Source organism: Ligilactobacillus salivarius, from assembly GCF_035231985.1.
GTDB lineage: Bacteria > Bacillota > Bacilli > Lactobacillales > Lactobacillaceae > Ligilactobacillus > Ligilactobacillus salivarius.
Map to the genome: position 1 here is coordinate 665,252 of NZ_CP117983.1, position 22,403 is coordinate 687,654.

The 22,403-nt window shown below is 32.6% G+C and carries 25 protein-coding genes and 1 tRNA gene; 23 read left to right on the forward strand and 3 right to left on the reverse strand.

Going from position 1 to position 22,403, the window contains the following annotated elements:
• Positions 1 to 101 precede the first annotated feature (101 nt).
• The 11 genes from dnaJ to PTA89_RS03295 all read left to right on the forward strand — a co-directional run bounded on the left by dnaJ (position 102) and on the right by PTA89_RS03295 (position 9,463).
• Positions 102 to 1,265 (forward strand): molecular chaperone DnaJ, encoded by a 1,164-nt coding sequence (gene dnaJ / locus PTA89_RS03245; RefSeq protein ID WP_324177381.1) that lies wholly within the window; start codon positions 102 to 104, stop codon positions 1,263 to 1,265.
• A 120-nt stretch (positions 1,266 to 1,385) separates the two neighbouring features.
• Positions 1,386 to 1,868 carry a phage portal protein gene (locus PTA89_RS03250; protein ID WP_225358259.1) on the forward strand — a complete coding sequence of 161 codons (483 nt, stop codon included), beginning with the start codon at positions 1,386 to 1,388 and terminating at the stop codon, positions 1,866 to 1,868.
• Between the two features lie 3 nt (positions 1,869 to 1,871).
• Positions 1,872 to 3,221 carry a phage minor capsid protein gene (locus tag PTA89_RS03255; protein WP_081533952.1) on the forward strand — a complete coding sequence of 450 codons (1,350 nt, stop codon included), beginning with the start codon at positions 1,872 to 1,874 and terminating at the stop codon, positions 3,219 to 3,221.
• A 53-nt stretch (positions 3,222 to 3,274) separates the two neighbouring features.
• On the forward strand, positions 3,275 to 3,583 hold the full coding sequence (locus PTA89_RS03260; protein ID WP_081533955.1) for a hypothetical protein: 309 nt from the start codon (positions 3,275 to 3,277) through the stop codon (positions 3,581 to 3,583).
• A gap of 2 nt (positions 3,584 to 3,585) precedes the next feature.
• Positions 3,586 to 3,840 (forward strand): hypothetical protein, encoded by a 255-nt coding sequence (locus PTA89_RS03265; protein WP_099459968.1) that lies wholly within the window; start codon positions 3,586 to 3,588, stop codon positions 3,838 to 3,840.
• A 13-nt stretch (positions 3,841 to 3,853) separates the two neighbouring features.
• The gene (locus tag PTA89_RS03270) at positions 3,854 to 4,021 is read left to right on the forward strand and encodes a hypothetical protein (protein ID WP_081541205.1); all 168 of its coding nucleotides are present in this window, start codon (positions 3,854 to 3,856) and stop codon (positions 4,019 to 4,021) included.
• A gap of 97 nt (positions 4,022 to 4,118) precedes the next feature.
• Complete coding sequence (locus PTA89_RS03275) at positions 4,119 to 4,685, forward strand: phage scaffolding protein (RefSeq protein WP_324177382.1); 567 nt, start codon at positions 4,119 to 4,121, stop codon at positions 4,683 to 4,685.
• A 144-nt stretch (positions 4,686 to 4,829) separates the two neighbouring features.
• Positions 4,830 to 6,659 (forward strand): translation elongation factor 4, encoded by a 1,830-nt coding sequence (lepA, locus tag PTA89_RS03280; RefSeq protein WP_003699919.1) that lies wholly within the window; start codon positions 4,830 to 4,832, stop codon positions 6,657 to 6,659.
• A gap of 170 nt (positions 6,660 to 6,829) precedes the next feature.
• Positions 6,830 to 6,902, forward strand: a tRNA-Gln gene (locus tag PTA89_RS03285).
• 363 nt (positions 6,903 to 7,265) lie between these two features.
• Entirely contained in the window at positions 7,266 to 8,723 is a 1,458-nt protein-coding gene (locus tag PTA89_RS03290) for an amino acid ABC transporter substrate-binding protein/permease (protein ID WP_324177383.1), read from the forward strand.
• Positions 8,723 to 9,463, forward strand: coding sequence for an amino acid ABC transporter ATP-binding protein (locus PTA89_RS03295; RefSeq protein ID WP_081533976.1), 741 nt, complete (start codon positions 8,723 to 8,725; stop codon positions 9,461 to 9,463). Before PTA89_RS03290 ends, PTA89_RS03295 begins: the two co-directional genes overlap by 1 nt.
• Before the next feature lie 80 nt (positions 9,464 to 9,543).
• On the opposite strand, the gene PTA89_RS03300 is transcribed toward PTA89_RS03295, so the two are convergent.
• A complete protein-coding gene (locus PTA89_RS03300) occupies positions 9,544 to 9,873 on the reverse strand; it encodes a hypothetical protein (RefSeq protein ID WP_003704574.1) in 330 nt (109 codons plus the stop codon).
• A 92-nt stretch (positions 9,874 to 9,965) separates the two neighbouring features.
• Here PTA89_RS03300 and PTA89_RS03305 point away from each other — a divergent pair, with 92 nt between their 5' ends.
• Complete coding sequence (locus PTA89_RS03305) at positions 9,966 to 10,967, forward strand: serine hydrolase domain-containing protein (protein WP_003705968.1); 1,002 nt, start codon at positions 9,966 to 9,968, stop codon at positions 10,965 to 10,967.
• A gap of 53 nt (positions 10,968 to 11,020) precedes the next feature.
• On the opposite strand, the gene PTA89_RS03310 is transcribed toward PTA89_RS03305, so the two are convergent.
• The gene (locus PTA89_RS03310) at positions 11,021 to 11,725 is read right to left on the reverse strand and encodes a type 1 glutamine amidotransferase (RefSeq protein WP_003705969.1); all 705 of its coding nucleotides are present in this window, start codon (positions 11,723 to 11,725) and stop codon (positions 11,021 to 11,023) included.
• 2 nt (positions 11,726 to 11,727) lie between these two features.
• Positions 11,728 to 13,077: a Mur ligase family protein gene (locus tag PTA89_RS03315; RefSeq protein WP_034983410.1), complete on the reverse strand. Its 1,350-nt coding sequence runs from the start codon at positions 13,075 to 13,077 to the stop codon at positions 11,728 to 11,730.
• A gap of 271 nt (positions 13,078 to 13,348) precedes the next feature.
• Here PTA89_RS03315 and PTA89_RS03320 point away from each other — a divergent pair, with 271 nt between their 5' ends.
• The 11 genes from PTA89_RS03320 (at position 13,349) to PTA89_RS03370 (ending at position 22,389) form a co-directional block, all read left to right on the forward strand.
• A complete protein-coding gene (locus PTA89_RS03320; protein ID WP_003699928.1) occupies positions 13,349 to 13,954 on the forward strand; it encodes a thymidine kinase in 606 nt (201 codons plus the stop codon).
• A complete protein-coding gene (gene prfA, locus PTA89_RS03325) occupies positions 13,947 to 15,029 on the forward strand; it encodes a peptide chain release factor 1 (protein WP_003705971.1) in 1,083 nt (360 codons plus the stop codon). The genes PTA89_RS03320 and prfA overlap by 8 nt, the downstream gene beginning before the upstream one ends.
• A complete protein-coding gene (gene prmC, locus PTA89_RS03330; protein ID WP_324177455.1) occupies positions 15,022 to 15,861 on the forward strand; it encodes a peptide chain release factor N(5)-glutamine methyltransferase in 840 nt (279 codons plus the stop codon). The genes prfA and prmC overlap by 8 nt, the downstream gene beginning before the upstream one ends.
• 17 nt (positions 15,862 to 15,878) lie before the next feature.
• On the forward strand, positions 15,879 to 16,889 hold the full coding sequence (locus PTA89_RS03335; protein ID WP_324177384.1) for an L-threonylcarbamoyladenylate synthase: 1,011 nt from the start codon (positions 15,879 to 15,881) through the stop codon (positions 16,887 to 16,889).
• A 93-nt stretch (positions 16,890 to 16,982) separates the two neighbouring features.
• Positions 16,983 to 17,612, forward strand: a complete 630-nt coding sequence (gene upp, locus PTA89_RS03340; RefSeq protein ID WP_003699935.1) for a uracil phosphoribosyltransferase — start codon at positions 16,983 to 16,985, stop codon at positions 17,610 to 17,612.
• A 230-nt stretch (positions 17,613 to 17,842) separates the two neighbouring features.
• Complete coding sequence (gene atpB / locus PTA89_RS03345) at positions 17,843 to 18,556, forward strand: F0F1 ATP synthase subunit A (protein WP_003705974.1); 714 nt, start codon at positions 17,843 to 17,845, stop codon at positions 18,554 to 18,556.
• Between the two features lie 18 nt (positions 18,557 to 18,574).
• The gene (atpE, locus tag PTA89_RS03350) at positions 18,575 to 18,799 is read left to right on the forward strand and encodes a F0F1 ATP synthase subunit C (RefSeq protein ID WP_003699937.1); all 225 of its coding nucleotides are present in this window, start codon (positions 18,575 to 18,577) and stop codon (positions 18,797 to 18,799) included.
• A gap of 52 nt (positions 18,800 to 18,851) precedes the next feature.
• Positions 18,852 to 19,379 (forward strand): F0F1 ATP synthase subunit B, encoded by a 528-nt coding sequence (gene atpF / locus PTA89_RS03355; RefSeq protein ID WP_003699938.1) that lies wholly within the window; start codon positions 18,852 to 18,854, stop codon positions 19,377 to 19,379.
• Positions 19,366 to 19,908, forward strand: a complete 543-nt coding sequence (gene atpH, locus PTA89_RS03360) for an ATP synthase F1 subunit delta (protein WP_003705975.1) — start codon at positions 19,366 to 19,368, stop codon at positions 19,906 to 19,908. Before atpF ends, atpH begins: the two co-directional genes overlap by 14 nt.
• Before the next feature lie 20 nt (positions 19,909 to 19,928).
• The gene (gene atpA, locus PTA89_RS03365; protein ID WP_003699942.1) at positions 19,929 to 21,440 is read left to right on the forward strand and encodes a F0F1 ATP synthase subunit alpha; all 1,512 of its coding nucleotides are present in this window, start codon (positions 19,929 to 19,931) and stop codon (positions 21,438 to 21,440) included.
• 19 nt (positions 21,441 to 21,459) lie between these two features.
• A complete protein-coding gene (locus tag PTA89_RS03370) occupies positions 21,460 to 22,389 on the forward strand; it encodes a F0F1 ATP synthase subunit gamma (protein ID WP_003699944.1) in 930 nt (309 codons plus the stop codon).
• Positions 22,390 to 22,403 lie beyond the last annotated feature (14 nt).

Consider the following 22,403-nt stretch of genomic DNA (forward strand, 5'->3'; position numbering starts at 1 on the left):
TGCATGTGGCTTTATCTTTATTAACTATTTAAGTTATAATTAGTTGTGTAAATTTGGCAAAATGAAAGTCATTTTGTACTTTGAAAATTGGAGAGAAAAAAATGAATCCATATGATGTTTTAGGAGTTTCTAAAGATGCTTCTGATCAAGAAATAAAACGTGCATATCGTAAGTTATCAAAAAAATATCATCCAGATTTAAATCATGAACCTGGTGCTGAAGAAAAATTCAAAGAAGTAAATGAAGCATATGAAATTTTAAGTGATCCTCAAAAAAAGGCACAATATGATCAATTTGGTACAACAGGTGGACAACAAGGCTTTGGTGGTGGCCAAGGTTTTGGTGGCTTTGATTTTGGTGGATCTGGAGCAGGTGGCTTTGATTTTGGTGGATCTGGAGCAGGTGGCTTTGAAGATATATTCAGTTCATTCTTTGGTGGTGGTCAAAGTAGAAATAATAATGGCCCTCGTCAAGGGAGAGATCTTCAATATGAAATGCATCTAACTTTTGAAGAAGCAATCTTTGGAAAGAAAACAGAAATTAAATATACCAGAGAAGAAAATTGTAAAACTTGTAGTGGGACAGGTGCCAAGCCAGGAACATCACCAGTAACATGTTCTAAATGTCATGGTAGAGGATTTATTCAGGTTCAACGACAAACACCTTTGGGTAGAATGATGTCTCAACAAGAATGTGATGTGTGCCACGGTACTGGTAAAGAGATAAAAGAAAAATGCTCCACTTGTCACGGAAGTGGACATGTAAATGAACAACATGCTATTGAAGTTACAGTACCTGCAGGTGTTGAAGATGGTAATCAAATGCGCTTGAGTGGTCAAGGTGAGGCCGGAGTAAATGGTGGACCATATGGCGATTTATATATTTACTTCTCTGTTGCACCTAGTGATAAGTTTAAACGTGATGGGGCAGATATATACTTGAGTTTGCCTATTAGTTTTGTCCAAGCTGCACTTGGCGATGAAGTTGAAGTAGACACAGTTCATGGCAAAGTTAAGATGAAAATTCCAGCTGGAACGCAAACAGGGACAACTTTTAGACTTCGCGGGAAAGGTGCACCTCATCTAAGAGCTGGTGGAAATGGTGATCAACGTGTTACAGTTAGAATAGAAACACCTAAGAATTTGAATAAAAAACAAAGAGAAGCACTAAAAGCATTTGCTGATTCTATGGGTGAGGATCCTAGTGGTGATGATAGTTTCTTTGAACGTTGGTCTAAGAATAAGAAAACTAAACGAAAAAAATAATTAAGTTAATTGATGAATATACTTTTACTTTTTTGAAGTGAGTATTGTCAAGTAGATACTAAAAAGTTTTTATTATATAAACTGATTTCGGTATTAAACCGGAATCAGTTTTTTTAGATTCTGTTTGATTATTTCTTACGTGAATTTGAACAACAGATTGGCTTTAGTTCTGGTACATTCTCTTATGATGGACAAGGAGTTAAAACTGTTACTGAAGTTGTTTCTGAGAATTCCACAACTTATCAAACACGTTCCAGTTATCTTACTCAAGTAGAACTGTTTTTAAATCAATTAGTTAATGCAATTCTTGAAGTAGCTAGTGTAGGTCAGTTTTTTTCTGATGGTAAACCTAGATGGACTGGTAATGTAGCAGATGTTGAGTTGTCTATACATTTTGATGATGGTGTGTTTATTGATAAAGATAAACAACGAGCTGATGAGATGCAGTTAGTTGCTGCCGGAATTATGCCAAAGCTTGAGTATTTAAAACGCAACTTTGGTTTGAGTGAAGAAGATGCTCAAAAATGGTTAGCTCAAGTTACTAATGAACAACCAGATTATTCTGCTAATGTATTTCAGAAGCAAGATACAGGTGGTGTCTAGCTTATGGATTCAAAGCAGAAAATAGACCAAGACACAAATAATATTGCTAATCTATATTCTAATTTAGAAGATAAGATATTTTCTGAAATTATCAAAGTGTTACAACGTGGGCACTATGAAGATGTAACACAAGATAATGTTGTTCAATGGCAAGCACAGCAATTATCACAAATGGGAGCATTAACTAAAAGAGTAATTGATTTAATGGCAGACTTTGACGGTATCTCACCTAGTGAAATTGAAACTATCTTAAAACAAGATGGATATGAGATATTAGATGAAGTCAGTCAAGAATTGAAGTACAGTGGCCAAGTTAGTCAGCCAATCAGTGATGAGAGTTTTAACATGCTTGATTCAATGGTTAGACAAACTACAGATACTCTAAACAATACGATTAATCAAACTTTGCTTAGTCGCAATTATGGTGTTAATCCTGTTATGCGAACATACCAGGAAATTTTAAAACGCTCAACAATTGAAACTGTAACTGGACTTAAAACTCATGATCGAGCAGTCAAAGATGCTATTTACCAACAATTAGATAAAGGTATCGAAGTTATGAGAGATAAGTCTGGACGTGCATGGTCTCTTGAAGGTTATACACGTATGATACTTACGACAACATCTAATAGGACTTACAATGATTTACGAACTAAGCGAATGCAAGAGTTTGGCCAAGTGTTATGTTTAATGTCTAGCCACCCTAACAGTCGTGAAACGTGTGCTTATATTCAAGGTAAAGTAGTCAATATAGTTCCAACTGATGATCCTAATTACAATGACAAGTACGATTCAATCTATAATCATGGTTACGGTGAACCTGCTGGAACATTAGGAATTAATTGCAGACACAAATTATTTCCATTTACTCCAGGCGTCAACGTGAATAACATGACCCAGTATAATCCTAAAGAAGCAATTAGAAATGGTAATTTACGTCAAAAGCAACGTTACTATGAACGCTCAATTAGAGACGCTAAGAAACGATTAAAAGTTGCTGAAGAATTAGAAGACGAGCAGATGATAACTCGTACCAAAACACTAATTGCGGCACGTCAAAAGAAGTTAAGAGAATACATTAAAGAAACTAACAAGATGTATGGCAAGAAGTATGATATTTTGACTAGGGATTATGACAGGGAACAGATTCAAAGTGCAGATGTTGTAAAAGAAAAACAAAAAATAAAAGATTATCATGCTAAGGAATTAGAGAAATTAAAAGAAAAGTATGGTTATCATGGATTCCCAAAAGCAGTAGAAGAATATCAATCGTTGCTATATAATAAAGACACAGGGCAAGCAATACATGCTTACATTAAAGCAAGAAAAGGCGTAGCATTGAGCCAGTGGTAGATTACAGGTATTACATTGATACTGTCAATGAATATAGGCGGTTAACAAAAAATATGAAGACAAAACAAGCAACAAAGTTGAACAGGCTATCAGATCATTCAATTGGTAGAATACCTGGTGCTCGTCATGATTATTCTCATCTTGATAAAAAAGGGAATCCTACTCTCCGAATTAGTATTTCTGTAAAAAATGTGATTAATGTTATTAAAAACGGTGAGTTAACAGAAGATAATTCTAAAGCAGAAGGATATTCTTTAGATGGGTGGAAGGTTGTTATCAGCAAGCAAAAGAAAACCTATGGAAAAGTAGTTACTATTAAACCTCAGAAGCAAAAAAAGAAAAAACGAAAGAAGCGTAATTAAAAATGAAAGATATTGGTTATCTTTATTTTAGTAAAACTGATTACGATTTTATAAAGTTACATTTTCCTGATATTTTTGCTATCTGTGAACAATATGTATCCAGTCGTGAACCTGATATTGAATTAACAGTGACGGATTCACAAACAGATATGATTGATAACAAAGTTTTAATGGCTATTGGGAGTAATGCTACCGTTCCCCAAGGAGACCCGTCACCAGAGGCTATTGAACTTGAAGCAATTTGGGATAGAGCATAAGGATGTGGGTAGCATGGATGATAAGATTGCAGTACATGTAAAAGGTGTAGATTATTCTGTAAACGCAGACGATTCTAAAATGCATGTAACGCTTGACATAGATATTTTTGAAAAACCACAATTTGATAATATGAAATTAGTAGAAAAATTAGCACGTAAAGTGAATGAGATAAAATTATAACATTCCGACCTGAGTAAGTCGTAAAACTGCTTTTTTTGTATGCAATCAATCAGCGTGGAGCGTTCCACGTAAAATAAAAACGATAGGAGAGATTGACATGAAACGTGAAGATTTGAAGAATTTAGGTTTGACTGATGAACAGATTGAAAAAGTGATGGCTGAACACGGTAAAGATATAACCAGTTTACAAGAAAAGGTAAATGGTTTAACTAATGAACGTGACGGTTTGAAATCACAACTTGATGAACGAGATCAACAGTTAGCTGATTTACAAAAGAATTCTAAAAACGTTGATGATTTAAACGAACAAATCAAACAATTACAATCTGACAATAAGAAAGCTAATGAAGAATGGCAAAATAAATTAGCTACTCAAACTAAGAATTTTAAAATCGAAATAGCATTACGTGAAGCAAAATCTAAAAACGTAAAGGCAGTTTTACCATTTATTAACACGGAAAAAGTAACTGTTGATGGAGATAGCTTGAAAGGACTAGATGACCAAATTAAAGCTATCCAGCAAAGTGATAGTTACTTATTTGAAGAAGGCAAACCAGAACCAAAGATTAACATTGGCGGTAAATTTAATAATGGTGAAAATGGTGCTGATGGTAAAGTTGATCCGGTAGTTTCTAGCATTGCAGCATGTATGAAATCAATTTAGAAAGGATATGAAATAAAATGGTAGTAGTATTAAATCGAAAACGCAAATAATTGTTATATAGAAAGATATGTAAATAGTTGAAAATTTTACATTCAAAAAGGTATAATTAGTAGTTAGATATTTAGAAAAGGTAGGAGTGTTCTCATGGATTTAGAACAAATGAAAGTTCGTCAGAAACATATTCGGAATTTTTCCATTGTGGCACATATTGATCACGGAAAATCAACTCTAGCTGATCGAATCTTAGAAATGACTGATACGGTAACCAAAAGAGAGATGCAAGACCAGCTGTTAGATTCAATGGAATTAGAGAGAGAACGAGGCATTACAATTAAATTAAATGCTGTTGAATTGCATTATCATGCAAAAGACGGCGAGACGTATATTTTTCACTTGATTGATACACCGGGACATGTTGATTTTTCATATGAAGTTTCTAGATCTTTAGCAGCTTGCGAAGGAGCTGTATTAGTTGTTGACGCTGCACAAGGAGTAGAAGCGCAGACTTTAGCAAATGTATATCTAGCTTTAGATGATGATTTAGAAATTGTACCGGTTATTAATAAGATAGATTTACCTTCAGCAGATCCAGAACGTGTTCGTCAAGAAATTGAGGATGTGATAGGACTAGATGCTTCTGAAGCTGTTTTGGCTAGTGCTAAAAAGGGAATTGGAATTGAAGAAATGTTAGAACAAATAGTGCAGAATGTTCCCGCTCCTGACGGGGATTTAGAGGCACCGTTGAAAGCTTTAATTTTTGATTCTGTTTATGATGATTATCGAGGTGTAGTTCTAAGTATTAGAGTTGTTGAAGGAACTGTAAAGCCTGGTGATAAAATTCGTTTGATGAATAGTGGCGCCGAATATGAAGTAGTTGAAGTTGGTGTAAATTCACCTAAACCATTAAAGAGAGATTTTTTAATGGCTGGAGACGTGGGATATCTTACTGCAAGTATAAAAGATATTCAAGATACACGAGTAGGTGATACTGTAACAAATGCTAATAATCCGACAGCAAAGCCACTCGAGGGATATCGTGAAATGAATCCTATGGTATATTCAGGATTGTATCCAACAGATAACGCTAAGTATAATGATTTACGAGAAGCGTTAGAAAAATTGCAGTTAAATGATGCTGCTTTAGAGTTTGAACCAGAAACTTCACAAGCTTTAGGCTTTGGTTTCAGATGTGGTTTTTTAGGTTTGTTGCATATGGATGTTGTTCAAGAAAGATTAGAGCGAGAATTTAATATGGACTTAATAACAACGGCTCCTTCTGTAACATATGATGTTGAATTAACAGATGGTACACATATTAATGTATCTAACCCATCTGAAATGCCAGAAACACCACTAATCAAGCAAATTAATGAACCATACGTTAAAGCAGAGATAATGGTACCAAATGACTATGTTGGCGCTGTAATGGAGTTATGCCAACGAAAACGTGGTACTTTTGTAACTATGGATTATCTAGACGATTATCGTGTTAATGTTATTTATGAAATACCATTATCTGAAATAATTTTTGACTTTTTTGACAAGTTGAAATCTAGCACACGTGGTTATGCGTCATTAGATTACGAGTTAGATGGAACTAGACCAAGTGATTTGGTGAAAATAGACATACTTCTTAATGGTGATAAAGTAGATGCTCTAAGTTTTATTTCTCATAGACAATTTGCTCAAGCGAGAGGTAGAGTAATAGTTGATAAACTTAAGACTATCATACCACGTCAAAACTTTGAAATTCCTATTCAAGCTGCTATTGGAGCTAAAATAATAGCTAGAACTAATATAAAAGCTTATCGTAAAGATGTAACAGCAAGAATTCATACTGGTGATCCAGATAGACGTGCTAAATTACTAGATAAACAAAAACGTGGTAAAAAGAGAATGAAAGCAGTAGGTACAGTAGATGTACCTCAAGCTGCATTTATGGCTGTATTGAAGACAGATGAAGAAATAAAGTAAATATATTTTTTTAGAGTACTGGATGAGTTAATAACAATTCCAGTACTCTTTTTTATAGAAAAATTATATTAAGTTATGAAGTAGGTAATATATAATTTATATTAAATATATTTTTGAATACTCTTGACAAAGAAAAAATGGAGAACTAAAATATAATAGTTGAATAATTTTGGGCATTCGCCAAATTGGTAAGGCAGTGGACTCTGAATCCATAATTTACAGGTTCGAACCCTGTATGCCCAATCTTTTTGTTAATTGAATACTATATTTTAAGGATAAATCTTACATAGGTTTATCCTTTTATTTTTTATTGAAAATAAGTTTATAAATAGATTGGAAATTAATAAGTTACATGTAATATTTAAAAGTAACGTACACAAAGCAATGAGAAAAATAGGAATATATTTCTAATATAACAGTTAGATTAGTTTATAGTTCATCAATATCTATTGTCACTTTATATAACATTAAATTTGAATATTCACGAAATAATATATAATTTTAATGTTTTTATATTGAATTTATCTATGAAATAAAATATCATGTATCATTTTATGACAATATTGTGGTATAATATTTTCATAAATCAGAATAAGGAGAACGAACATGAAAAAGTTTATTACATTTTTAAGTATTATTAGTAGTTTAATCTTTCTTTCATTTTTTATTAAACCACAGTTAGTTCATGCGGATGAAAAAACATATACAATAGCTACTGATGTAACATTTCCACCATTTGAATATGCAAATGATAGTAATAAATATGTCGGCATTGATATTGACTTGATGAATGCTATAGCTAAAGAAGAAGAATTTAAAGTGGATCTGAAGCCAATTGGTTTTAACGCTGCTTTGCAATCCGTTAGTGCTGGACAAGTTGATGGAATGATCGCAGGAATGACAATTACAGATGAACGTAAGCAAAAATTTGATTTTTCGAAACCATATTATTCATCTGGTATTGTTATGGCTGTAAAACCTGACAGTAGTATTAAAAGTTTGAAACAGCTACGCGGAAAGAAAGTAGCTATAAAAACGGGGACTTCAGGTGCGGATTATGCTAATTCTATAAAAGATAAATATGGATTCAAGACTGTAACTTTTGATGATTCAGACAATATGTATAATGATGTAAAAAATGGGAATTCTGTTGCATGCTTTGAAGATAGTGCTGTTTTAGAATATGGTATTAGCACAGGTTTAGGATTAAAAATAGTAACTAAACCAGCTAATTCTGGTAATTTTGGTTTTGCTGTAAAAAAAGGAACACACCAGGAATTGATGAATAAATTCAATGATGGTTTAGATAAACTTAAGAAAAATGGAAAATACCAAAAGATAATTGAAAAATATACAGGTAAAAGTGCAATTTCAGCTACTAAAGAGGCTAATGAAAAGAAAAGTAAAGATAGTCATACTGTCTTAGGACTATTAAAACAAAATAAAAAGGCCTTTTTAGACGGAATAGTAGAAACTTTAAAATTGACAGTAGTTGGAATTATAGGTGCAACTATTTTTGGGATTCTAATAGGAATGTTAGGTGTTGTGCCAAACAAATTTGCTCAAGGTATTTCTACAACAATAATTTATATTTTTAGAGGACTTCCATTGTTAGTTCTAGCTTTGTTTATTTACAATGGTATTCCTAGTTTAACAGGATCAAAAATTCCAGCATTTATCGCCGGAATTATTACATTAACTTTAAACGAAGGTGCATATACTGCAGCTTTTGTGAAGGGTGGAATCGAGGCCGTAGATAAAGGTCAAATGGAAGCAGCTAGAAGTTTGGGACTTTCGTTTGGCAAATCCATGAGAAAAGTTATCTTACCTCAAGGTGTTAAAATTATGATTCCATCTTTCATTAATCAGTTTATAATTACATTAAAGGATACTTCAATTTTATCTATTATAGGTATATTAGAATTAACTCAAACTGGTAAAATCATTATTGCTAGAAACTTAGAAGGTTTTAGAATTTGGGGCATTATAGCAATAATGTACCTATTAATAATTACAATTTTAACTTTATTATCCAAATGGATTGAACGGAGGATAAATAACTAATGACAGATTTAAAAGTAGATGTTACAGATTTAAAAAAGAATTATGGTAGTAATCATGTATTAAAGGGAATCAATTTTAAAGTAAAAAATAATGAAGTTGTAGTTTTAATTGGACCATCTGGTTCAGGGAAAAGTACGTTGTTGAGATGTCTAAATAAATTAGAAGAACCTACGAGTGGTTCAATTATCATTGACGGACATGATATAAGTGATCCTAAGACTGATATAGATAAAGCACGTGAAAATATCGGTATGGTTTTCCAACACTTTAATCTATTTAATAACTTAACAGTAGGTGAAAATATTACTTTGGCACCAGTAGAGCTTGGAAAGTTAGAAAAGGAACAAGCTGAATTTGTAGCTAAGAATTTACTAGAAACAGTAGGCTTAGCTGATAAATATGATGCAATGCCTGCTTCATTGTCTGGTGGTCAAAAGCAAAGAGTTGCTATAGCAAGAGCATTAGCAATGAAACCAGATATTATGCTATTTGATGAACCCACTTCGGCTCTAGACCCTGAAATGGTTGGAGATGTTCTTGAAGTAATGAAAGAATTAGCTAAAGATGGAATGACTATGGTTGTTGTAACACATGAAATGGGATTTGCTAAAGAAGTTGCAGATAGAGTTGTTTTTATGGCTGATGGTCATGTGATGGAAGAGGGTACTCCTGAAGAGGTATTTGATAATCCTCAAAATAAAAGAACTAAAGCATTTTTAGACAAAGTAATTAATGTCTAGAGTATAAAAAGACTGGGATTAAATAATCGCTAAAGATTGCATTATTTTAATAATGGCGATCTTTAGCGATTTTTATTTTATTATTCATAAGATAATTCGACAAGATATACATTTCTATCAGTTAAATGAGCCGTACTAGCCCAAACTTCATGGTATCCACGTAATTGGCGACCAGTCATTTGAAAGAAATCGTCTAATAATTTTCCATGTTGAGAAATGAAGTCAAGCTTTAATCTATTAACCATAAGGCTATTATCAGGGAAATATATTTCTGCATCTGAAACCTTAACTTTATCAGAAATAAATAGTCTAATAACATTATCGTAAGCGGGAATGGCCTTTACTAAATCATCAGGATGTCTTTTAATATAAGATAAGATGAAGAATAGAGAATCTGAATTACTTGCCAAAACACAAAAACTCCTTTACACAATCATTTAATATTCATTGTATCATTTTTAGAGTACACTTAGTATATAAAATAAAGAAAAGAGAGAATAGGATGTTTGAAAGAACTTGTGATTTAATAGAAAATTTATATAAAGACAACATTGTTCCTGGTGTATCATATGCTGTAATAAAGCCCGGAGAAGTATTAACTAAAGTTATAGGAAATAGTCAGTTGATTCCTAAAGTAGAAAAACTAAAAGCAGGCATGTTATATGATATGGCTTCTTTAACTAAAGTTGTAGGAACTACGACAGTAATTTTAAAGTTAGTTGAAGATAATAAGATATTAATTGATGACAAAGTGAAGGATTATCTACCATTATTTAAAGATGATAGAGTTACAATTAGACATTTATTAACCCATACTTCAGCATTGAATGGGTATATACCGCATCGAAATGAGTTAAATGCACAAGAATTAATTGAGGCAATGTATACTCTAAAAGTGGGAGACTGGTTAGGAAAAAAAGTGGTATATACAGATACAGGATTAATATTGTTAGGAGAAATAATTCAAAAAATATACAATAAACCTGTACAGACAGTTATAACGCAAGAAGTGTTGCAACCATTGCAGTTATTTGAAAGTACGTTTAATCCGGATCCGGGATTGTGTGTACCTACTGAAGTTCAAAAAAATGGTAAAGTCTTGAAAGGAATTGTACATGATCCTAAAGCTAGGATTTTAGGTAAATATTGTGGATCAGCTGGTCTATTTATGTCGCTAAATGATTTGATTAAGTTTTCTAATTGGATTATACATAATTCAAAAAATAGAGTATTAAAAGACAAGACAATATCTAAATTGTTTAATGATTGGACTCCTAATGGGACTTTGGGGCGATCGCTAGGTTGGGATTTAAGATATAGAAATGATGGAGTTCCATGTATTTATCATACAGGATATACTGGTACATTCATTTTAATAGATAGAGATAGTGGATGTGGATTAATAGTATTGAGTAATAGGGTTCATCCAAGTTCTAATAATCAAATCTTTTTAGATAGAAGAGATATAATTATATCTACTTTTCTTGATGAAATTATTAATTAAAAAAATAATAGAGTGAGGTAATAGTAGGAACTATTTTCTCACTCTATTTGCTTTTAGTAGGTAGGTTTTATTTCTAGAGCTTGTTGCTTTGATAAATCAGCATCTGGATATTTTCTTTGTAAAGCAGTAATTAATATACGTTTAGCTAATTCACCATTTCTAGCTAAGATAGGTCCATGGAAGTAAGAACAATAAGTATTTTTAAAAATAGCACCTTCAGTTTTGTCTTTTCCATTATTTCCATGTCCACTTACAACAGTACCTAGAGGTCGCTCATTTTTTCCTAAATATGTGACTCCATTATGATTTTCGAAACCATGATATTCTTGGTTGGTTTCTTCGTTCTTAATAACAATATCTCCGATGAAACGATTATTATCTTGACTTTCAGTATAATGGTCTAAGGCATGAATACCTTTAATTTTTTGACCGTCAGCCCCAATATAGTATTGACCTAGTAATTGATACCCACCACAAATAGCAAGCATTGGCCCGCCATCATGTATATATTTAGTCAATGCTTCTTTTTTTGATTGAATATCTTTTGAAACAATCATCTGCTCGTAATCTTGGCCACCACCAAAAAAGGCAATATCATACTTTTCAGGATTAAATTCTTGATTTAAGGAGATAATATCAACTTTTAAATCAGTGTCCATTTGTTTAGCATAATAGCGTAAAGCAAGGATATTTCCGATATCACCATAAGTATTCAATAAGTCACCGTATAGATGGGCTAAATTTAGTGAATATTTCATAATTAATCCATGCCTCCTTTAATATAACCTTGTTCAGACAATAATTTACGTAACTGTAACACAGCGGTATAAGTTGCTAAAACATAAACATGCTTAGTTGGCATTTTTTTAATATTTTCAAGCACGTCAGGAAGTTTTTCTTCTTGAGAGAAATTTTCTTCAGGTACACCAGCGACTCTCAATCTAAAAGTAATATCGCGGTATCTTTCACCACCAGTTAAAATAGCTGGTATCTTATCAAATGGAAGAGATTCAAAACTTCCATCCCAAATCCAGCTAGTATCGATACCGTCAGCATAGTTAGCATTTAATAACACTGCTAAAGAAAATGGTTCTGTATCGGTTTTTATCATATCAAGTACTTGATCTAGACCAACTGGATTTTTAATCAAGACCAATGTTAGTTCTTTATCACCTATCTTGATAACTTCTTGTCTTCCAAAGACTTTTTCATCGTTACTGCTTAAAGCATGTGCTATCTGTTGAGGTGAAACGCCTAATTCATTTCCGACAGCATATGCTGCTAAAGCATTATAAATATTATATGTTCCACCTATATGAAGTGAGATGTTAGTATTATCGATTTCAAAAGTCGAGCTTTGAGGACTTTGACTTAGAATACGGTTCATTCGATAAGAGAGTTTTGGACGTTTGAAATCGCAGTTAGGACAATAATATTTCCCCAAATTACTGTAACTTCTATTCTTATAGTGTAAAATATGTTGGCATTTAGGACATAATAAACTGTCTGTGTTAGCTGGTGCCATTTGTTCTCTATCTGCTTTATCATCAAATCCGTAATAAATAACTTTATTTTTTAATTCTCTACTATTGAAGATAGGAGCATCACCGTTAGCAATAACGAGTGCATCGGGATGCATATTAATACCTTTTAATATTTTATCGTAAGTGGTATATATTTCACCATATCTATCCATTTGATCACGGAATAAGTTTGTCATGACATAGATAGAAGGGGATATATATTGAGATATAATTGGAACATTGGCTTCATCAGTTTCTAATACTGCAAGTTTTTTTCCACTCTTTGTTTTTTGAGCGGTTAAAAAGGCGGATACAATACCTTGTTTCATATTAGATCCACTAGGGTTAGTTAAAATGTTGGAGTATTTTTCACCTAAAACTTTAACAGTTAAAGCAGTAGTTAACGTCTTGCCATTAGTACCTGTGATGATAACTATTTCATAATCTTTTGCTAGACTTTTTAAAACATCAGGATCAATAGCTAAAGTAATCTTTCCAGGTAAAGAAGTACCACCATTTGTAAATTTGTGTAAAAACCAATGTGAAGTTTTTCCTGCCGTAATGGCAACTGAACTTTTCAAACTCATTTTAAAGTTCCTCCAGATATATGTTTGATAAAAAAACATAAGAATTTAATAATACTAAAAAATATGATAGCATAAATTTGTGGTTGTGCATATCAAAAGACTATATTGAAAGGCAGAGATATTGTAAATTTAAAGAATGTTGAAAGTTTAAAATTAAAAAGTGTTGTTGATCATAATTATTAATTATAAAAAAGCATGATATAGGCTTGTTTTTAGTCTATGAAATAATCTATACTAGACTAGGAAATTTTATTCAATGGAGTGATTTTTTGTGGCTCAACTTTTTTTTCGCTATGGAGCGATGAATAGTGGTAAGACAATCGAAATCCTTAAAGTTGCACATAATTATGAAGAACAAGGGAAAAATGTTATTATCATGACAAGTGGTTTGGATAATCGCGATGGTTATGGTTATGTTTCTAGTCGTATAGGTTTGAAAAGAAAAGCTATTCCAGTTGTTAGTGAAACTAATATTAAAGATCTAGTAGAACAATCTTCTTTAGAGCCTGCCTGTATTTTAGTTGATGAGGCACAATTTTTAGAAAAACATCATGTATTGGAATTAACTCAGATTGTAGATGAACTGAATATTCCTGTAATGACTTTTGGGTTAAAAAATGATTTTATGAATGAGTTGTTTGAAGGATCTAAATATCTTTTATTATATGCTGACAAAATAGAAGAAATGAAGACAATTTGTTGGTTTTGTAATAAAAAGGCTATTATGAATTTAAGAATGCATGATTCTAAACCGGTATATAGTGGTGAACAGATAATGATTGGTGGTAATGAATCTTATTATCCAGTATGTAGAAAACATTATTTTAATCCACCTATTAATAATTTAGAAAAAGATGAAGGAGAAATAAATGGATAAGTTATTTGATAGATTGCAGATGTTAGAAGATAGATATGAAGAATTAGGTGAACTTCTATCAGATCCCGATGTAATTTCAGATACAAAGCGTTTTACAAAGTTATCTAAAGAAATGGCTGACTTAAGAGAAACTGTTGAAAAATATAATAAATATAAAGAAGTAACACAACAAATTTCTGATGATGAAGAGATGCTAAGTGATGGATTAGATGATGAAATGGCATCTTTAGTGAAAGAAGAATTGTCAAATGCTAAGGATGAGAAGGTAAAGCTAGAAGAAGAAATTAAAATTTTATTACTACCTAAAGATCCTAATGATGACAAGAATATTATTATGGAAATTAGAGGTGCTGCTGGTGGCGACGAAGCTAGTTTATTTGCTGCAGATTTATTTTCTATGTACAGCAAGTATGCTGAACGTCAAGGATGGTCAATTGAAGTTATTGATAAGAATGTAACAGAAGTTGGTGGCTTTAAGGAAATAGCACTTATAATTAACGGTAATAGTGTATGGTCTAAGTTAAAATATGAGAGTGGTGCCCACCGAGTTCAAAGAATACCAGTAACAGAATCTGCAGGACGAGTACATACATCAACTGCGACAGTTGTTGTTATGCCTGAAGAAGAAGATGTAGAAATTGAGCTAGATCCTAAAGATATCCGAGTAGATGTTTATCGTTCATCTGGTGCTGGTGGACAGCATATTAATAAAACATCTTCTGCTGTACGTATGACTCACTTACCTACAGGTATAGTTGTTGCTATGCAAGATCAACGTTCTCAACAACAAAACAGAGAAAAAGCAATGAAAATATTAAAGGCTCGTGTATACGACTACTACGCTCAACAAGAACAAAGTGAATATGATGCAAATCGTAAATCTGCAGTTGGTACAGGGGATAGATCTGAAAGAATTAGAACTTATAACTATCCTCAAAATAGAGTTACAGATCATCGTATAGGTTTATCATTAAATAAATTAGACCGCATCATGAATGGTGAGTTAGAGGATGTTATTGATGCTTTAGTTTTATTTGAGCAAACTAAAGCAATGGAGAAGTTGGAAAATGAATAATCCAACATTTTTTGAAGTCCAGAAATGGGCTTTTTCTTGTATAAAGGGAAATGGTGGTACATTAGAAGATGTAGATTACTTAATATGTGGTCAAATGGGTTGGAATAAAACACAATTGTTGATGAATTACCGGACACGTATTGATGATAAAAATTACCAAGAACTACAAGAAAAGATAGAATTGTATAATCAAGATTATCCCCTACAGTATTTAATAGGTTATCAGGATTTTTATGGTTTGAGACTAAAAGTTACGAAGGATACATTAATACCACGCCCAGAAACTGAAGAACTTGTGGATTGGATTTTAAATGATAATTCAAAAAATGAGAACTACGATGTCTTAGATGTTGGTACAGGAACTGGAGCGATAGGATTAGCACTAAAATCTATACGAAGTAACTGGAATATTTTTTTATCTGACATTTCTGAGTCTGCATTAAAAGTAGCTAAAGAGAATGCTCAAAATTTAAATTTAGATGTATCATTTTCTACAAGTGATTTATTTGAAAAAATTGAAGGAAAAAAAGATATCATTGTTTCTAATCCACCATATATTTCGGAAAACGAAAAAATTTATATGGACAAGAGTGTTTTGAATTATGAACCTCATCAAGCTTTATTTGCAAAAAATAATGGACTAGAAATATATGAAAGAATTGCAAATGAAAGTGGTAAACTTCTTAAACAAGGTAGCAAAATCTATATGGAGATAGGATTTTTACAGGGAAAGGCAGTAAAAAAAATCTTTAAAGATAGTTTTCCAAATTCGGAAATTACTTTAAAGAAAGATATCAATGGTAATGATAGAATGATCTGTGTAAAAATTTAGAGGAAGAAGGAGATTTTTTGTTAATCACAAAAATTTATAAACCAAGTGAGTTTAATGAAGCTGCAAAAGAATTACGTCTAGGAGAACTTGTAGCTTTTCCAACAGAAACAGTATATGGATTAGGGGCAGATGCTACTAATGAACAAGCAGTAAAGAGGGTTTATTTGGCTAAAGGAAGACCATCAGATAATCCTTTGATTGTGACTGTATCATCACTAGAGATGGTAAAAAGATTTGTTCCATCGTTAAGTAAAGAGGTAGAAAAGATAATAGAAAAATTCTGGCCGGGTTCATTGACAATTGTACTAAAAATAAAAGATGGTAGTTTATCTAAGACAGTAACAGGTGGTTTGAAAACTGCTGCGTTTAGAATGCCTAAAAATGAAACTACATTAAACTTGATAACAGTATTAGGTAATCCTATTGTAGGCCCTTCAGCAAATTCTTCGGGAAAGCCAAGTCCCACGACTGCTCAGCACGTTTATCATGATTTAGAGGGAAGAATTGCAGGTATTTTAGATGATGGACCTACTGATGTCGGTGTAGAGTCAACAATTATTGATATGAGTACAGAAATACCAACAATTTTAAGACCAGGAGCAGTAACAGCAGAAGAAATTGAAAAAGTCATAGGTAAAGAAGTATATAGTGATAAACATAAAGTTAAAGAAAATGAAATACCTAAAGCTCCGGGAATGAAATATAAGCACTATGCTCCATCAGCACAAGTGTTAATAGTTAATAAAGATAATTGGAATAGTGCACTACAGTGGGCAAATGAAAATAAAAATCAGGTAGGAATATTAGCTGATGATGAAGTATTGAGTAAAGCCTTAGAAAATAAAACTTATTCATTGGGAGAAAATGTAGAAAGTGCAGCTAAGAATCTTTTTGCAGGGCTTAGATATTTTGATGATGACAATCAGATTAAGTATATTTTAGCCGAAGCGTTTCCTGAAGAAGGTGTCGGTTTAGCATATATGAATCGTTTAAAAAAATCAGCCGGTAATCAATTTTATAATAAATAGAGTAATTATTTATTAATATGGTAGAAATTAGATGTGATATCATATAAAATTAGTAGAGAAAATTATATTAATTAAATCAAGGGAGCGTTAAACATGGGAAAATTTCAAGTATTAGATCATCCATTAATTCAACACAAATTATCAATTATTAGAGATAAAAATTGTGGAACAAGAGAATTTAGACAATGTGTAAATGAAATAGCTGAATTAATGGTTTATGAAGTTTCTAGAGATATGCCTTTAGAAGATGTAGAAGTAGAAACACCAATTACAAAAGCAACTACTAAACGACTAGCTGGTAAAAAAGTGGTAGTAGTTCCAATTTTACGTGCTGGTATTGGAATGGTAGATGGTATCTTGGAATTAATCCCAGCTGCTAAAGTAGGTCATATAGGCATGTATCGTGATGAAGAGACACTACAACCACATGAATATTTTGTGAAAATGCCAGATGACTTAGAAAATCGTGAAATGATAATTGTTGATCCAATGTTAGCAACTGGTGGTTCAGCAATCATGGCTGTTGATGCACTCAAAAAGCGTGGTGCAAAATCTATAAAATTTGTTTGCTTAGTTGCTGCTCCAGAAGGTGTTAAAGCATTTCGTGAAGCACATCCAGATGTAGATATTTATTCAGCTTCATTAGATGAATATCTAAATGAAGACGGATATATTGTTCCTGGATTAGGTGACGCAGGTGATAGATTATTTGGTACTAAGTAAATAATTAGTTTGTTAGTATTTTAATTATTAATAATTACTTTTAAAATGATGATTTATTGAATTTAAATGCGATAAATCATCATTTTTGTATTATTTTTCTCAAATTGACTTTTGTAATTTTATCAAAATGGTGGTATTATCTTTTTAGTATTCGAAGATTTATCCCGTCTTTGAATGCATACCAGTTGTTTTAAGCTCACTGGACAAAATTTGAAAAGAGGTGAGACTTGGTGAATGAAGGAACTCAAATTGTAGAGTTTTTTGGAATTCCTTTTAATGTTGGTAATATTGTTTCTGGATTAGTTTCAGCGGTAATAGTATTCTTAGTATTATTTTGGTTATCTCGTAAAATTCAAATGAAACCTGTTGGTAGACAAAATGTTTTAGAATGGGTTGTAGATTTTACAAATGGTATTATAAAGAATGCTTTACCAGATGAAGAAGGAAAGCAGTTTGGTTTGTTAGCCTTTACCTTATTTGTTTTCATCTTTATCTCTAATCAGTTGGGATTAATAATAGAGCTTACGTTTAATGGAGTTGAATATGTGAAAAGTCCCACATCTTCTCCATTAACAACGTTAACTCTAGCATTTATGATACTAGTGTTATCCCATTATTTAGGAGTAAAGAAATTTGGTTTTAAGGGATATTTTAAAAATACATTCCTTAGTCCAATGCCAGCATTATTACCTATTAGTATTTTTGAACAATTTACTAATTTTATAACATTGGCATTGCGTTTATATGGTAATATTTATGCCGGTGAAGTTTTGCTAAAATTAATTTACAATATGGCAAACTCTAAAGGTGTATTAACATATATACCTGCAATTCCATTGGAAATTATATGGCAGGGATTCTCTGTCTTTATCGGAAGTATCCAAGCCTATGTCTTTGTCACATTGACAATGGTATACATCTCTCAAAAAGTTGAAAAAGAGTAATCGAGGAGGATTTTAATTATGAGTGCTTTAGCATTAATTGGTGCAGGTTTAGCTGCTGCAGGTGCTGCTATTGGTGGTGCTATTGGTAACAGTCTTGTTATTTCTAAAATGTTGGAAGGTATGGCTCGTCAACCAGAACTTTCAAATCAATTACGTAGTAATATGTTCATTGGTGTTGGTTTGGTTGAAGCTACACCTATCTTAGCTATTGTTGTTTCTTTCTTGCTTGTTGCAAAAGGATAATTCTCAATTTAATTAATTTAACAAATATTGGATTGAGGAGGTGTCAATAGTAATGAACACAACATTTTTACTAAGTGCTACTGAACAAGGTGTTGCATGGGGAGATTTTATTTTCTACATCGTAACGTTCTTGATTTTGCTTGCTCTAGTTAAAAAGTTTGCATGGACTCCTATCACGGATATGATGGAAAAACGTGCAACAAAAATCTCTAATGATATTGATTCTGCTGAACAAGCGCGTCAAAAAGCAGAAGAGTTAGTTGAAAAACGAGATCTTGCTTTGAAAAACTCTCGTTCAGAAGCTTCTCAAATTATTGATCGTGCAAAGAAAAATGGAGAACAACAAAAGGCTAATATTGTAAGTTCAGCACATGAAGAAGTTCAGACAATGAAAGCTAATGCTAAGAAGGATATTCAACAAGAACGCCAAGAAGCATTAGATAGTGTAAAAAATGATGTGGCAGAGTTATCTATTGAAATTGCTTCGAAGATTATTCGTAAAGAACTAACTGCTGATGACCAAAAGGCCTTAGTTGATTCATATATCGAAGGGTTGGGAAAGCAAAATGAAACTAGATAATGAAACGATAGTACATCGTTATGGAAAAGCCTTATTTGAACTTGCTGAAGAAATGAAAATAAGAAATGAATTTCATTCTGAATTGCAAGAATATAAGAAGGTACTCCAGAATGAACCACAGTTAAAAGTCTTTATGAGTAGTAATCAAATTAGTCCTGAAGCTAAATTGAAGATTATGGAAATTTTGAAGAAAGATTCTTCAAAGTTAATGACTAATCTTTTAGATATGCTCTATGACTATGGTAGAATTACTAATTTAGAAGGCATTATTGATGAATTTGACAGATTAAATGACGAATTCGAAAAGACAGTGCGTGCATCAGTCATAACTGCTATCGAATTAGATGAAGAACGCAAACAAAAACTAGCATCTTCATTTGCTAATGTTGTTGGTGCAAAAAAAGTCATTATTGACCCTATTGTCGATCCTGGGATTATAGGTGGAGTTATTTTAAAATCTGAAAGCTATATCTATGATGGATCTATTAAAACAAAAATTGCACGCATTAAACGTCTATTATTAAAATGATTTAAAGAGGTGAGACTTTTATGAGCATTAAGGCTGAGGAAATCAGTGCTCTGATTAAACAACAATTAGCAAATTATCAAGATGAGCTTACTGTTGATGAAGTTGGTACTGTTACTTATGTTGGTGACGGAATTGCTCGTGCTAATGGTTTAGACAATGCGCTTGCTGGCGAATTGGTTGAATTTGATGATGGTACTTACGGTATGGCTCAAAACCTTGAATCTAATGATGTAGGTATCATTATTTTAGGTTCTTTTAAGGGAATTCGTGAAGGAGATACTGTTAAACGTACAGGTCGAATCATGGAAGTTCCAGTTGGTGAAGAGCTAATTGGTCGAGTTGTAAACCCATTAGGACAACCTATTGATGGTTTAGGTGAAATTAAAACAAATAAAACACGTCCAGTTGAAAGAAAAGCTCCAGGTGTTATGGAACGTCAATCAGTTACAGAACCATTACAAACAGGTTTGAAAGCTATTGATGCATTAGTTCCAATTGGGCGTGGACAACGTGAATTAGTTATTGGTGATAGAAAGACTGGTAAGACATCAGTTGCTATCGATACAATCATAAATCAAAAAGATCAAGATATGATCTGTATTTATGTAGCTATTGGTCAAAAGGACTCAACAGTTCGTACGTCTGTAGAAACTTTACGTAAATTTGGTGCTATGGATTATACAATTGTTGTTTCTGCTGGCCCATCATCACCAGCACCATTATTGTACCTAGCTCCTTATGCTGGTGCTGCTATGGGTGAAGAATTTATGTTCAATGGTAAGCATGTTTTGATAGTATATGATGATCTTTCAAAGCAAGCTGATGCTTACCGTGAATTATCTTTGATTCTAAGAAGACCACCTGGTCGTGAAGCTTATCCTGGTGATGTTTTCTACTTACATTCACGTTTATTAGAGCGTGCTGCTAAGTTAAGTGACGAATTAGGTGGAGGATCAATGACGGCATTGCCGTTTATTGAAACAAAAGCAGGGGACGTTTCTGCTTATATTCCAACTAATGTTATTTCTATCACAGATGGTCAGATTTTCTTAGACAGTGATCGTTTCTATTCAGGTATTCGTCCAGCTATTGATGCTGGTACATCTGTTTCACGTGTTGGTGGTAACGCACAAGTTAAAGCTATGAAGAAAGTTGCTGGTACTTTACGTACAGACTTGGCATCTTATAGTGAATTAGAATCATTTGCTCAATTTGGTTCTGATTTAGATGAAGCAACACAAGCAAAATTGAATCGAGGACGTCGTACAGTTGAAGTACTAAAACAACCACTTCATAAACCACTTCCTGTTGAAAAACAAGTATTGATATTATACGCATTAACACACGGATTCTTAGATCCAGTTAAAGTTGATGATATTTTACCATATCAAGATGGTTTATTTGATTATTTTGATGCAAATCATAAAGATTTACTTGACGAAATAGCAAATACAGGTAAACTACCTGAAACTGAAAAATTAGATGCTGCAATCAAAGAATATGCAGCTACATTCCAAGCTAGCGAAAAATAAGAAAGGTTGGTGAAAACTAATGCCAGCTTCTCTACAAGAAGTTAAACGTCGAATTGAATCGACTAAAAAAACTAGTCAAATTACCAGTGCGATGCAGATGGTTTCAACTGCTAAGCTTAGTCAAATTCAAAAGCATGCGACTAGTTATCAAGTTTATGCCACCAAAATTCGCAGTGTTATAACACATCTTTCTAAATCACATTTACTAGATTCAGTAAATACTACTAGTAAAAATAGTGATGGAAAGGTAAACACTCTAGGAATGTTAAGGCAGCGTCCAGTAAAAACTACAGGGATTGTTGTCATTACTTCTGACCGTGGTTTAGTTGGAAGTTACAATAGTAATGTTATTAAAGAAACTCTCGAACTTATAGAAAATAATCATCATAGTACTGAAGATGTAGCTATTATAGCTATTGGAGGTACTGGAGCAGATTTCTTTAAGAAGAGAGGTTATAACGTTGCTTATGAGTACCGAGGAATAAGTGATATTCCTACTTACAAAGATGCTAGACCTTTAGTAGAGGCAATTGTAAGTATGTATGATAAAGAAGTATATGATGAATTATTCGTTTGTTACAGTCATTTTGTAAATACATTAACATCAGAATTTAGAGCTGAAAAAATGTTACCAGTTTCAGCTGAAAACATGGGACATGATGACTTAACAAGTAACGATGAAGGCTACAGTATTGAATACGAAACTGAGCCTTCTGAAGATGCAATATTAGAAGTAGTTTTGCCACAGTATGCTGAATCTTTGGTATATGGTGCAATTCTTGATGCTAAAACATCTGAACATGCATCAAGTTCTACTGCAATGAAATCTGCATCTGATAATGCTAAGGATATTATTTCTTCATTAGAATTGCAGTATAATCGTGCTCGTCAAAGTGCTATTACTACTGAAATCACAGAAATTACAGGTGCTCAGGCTGCCTTAGAATAGTAAAAAATTGGGAG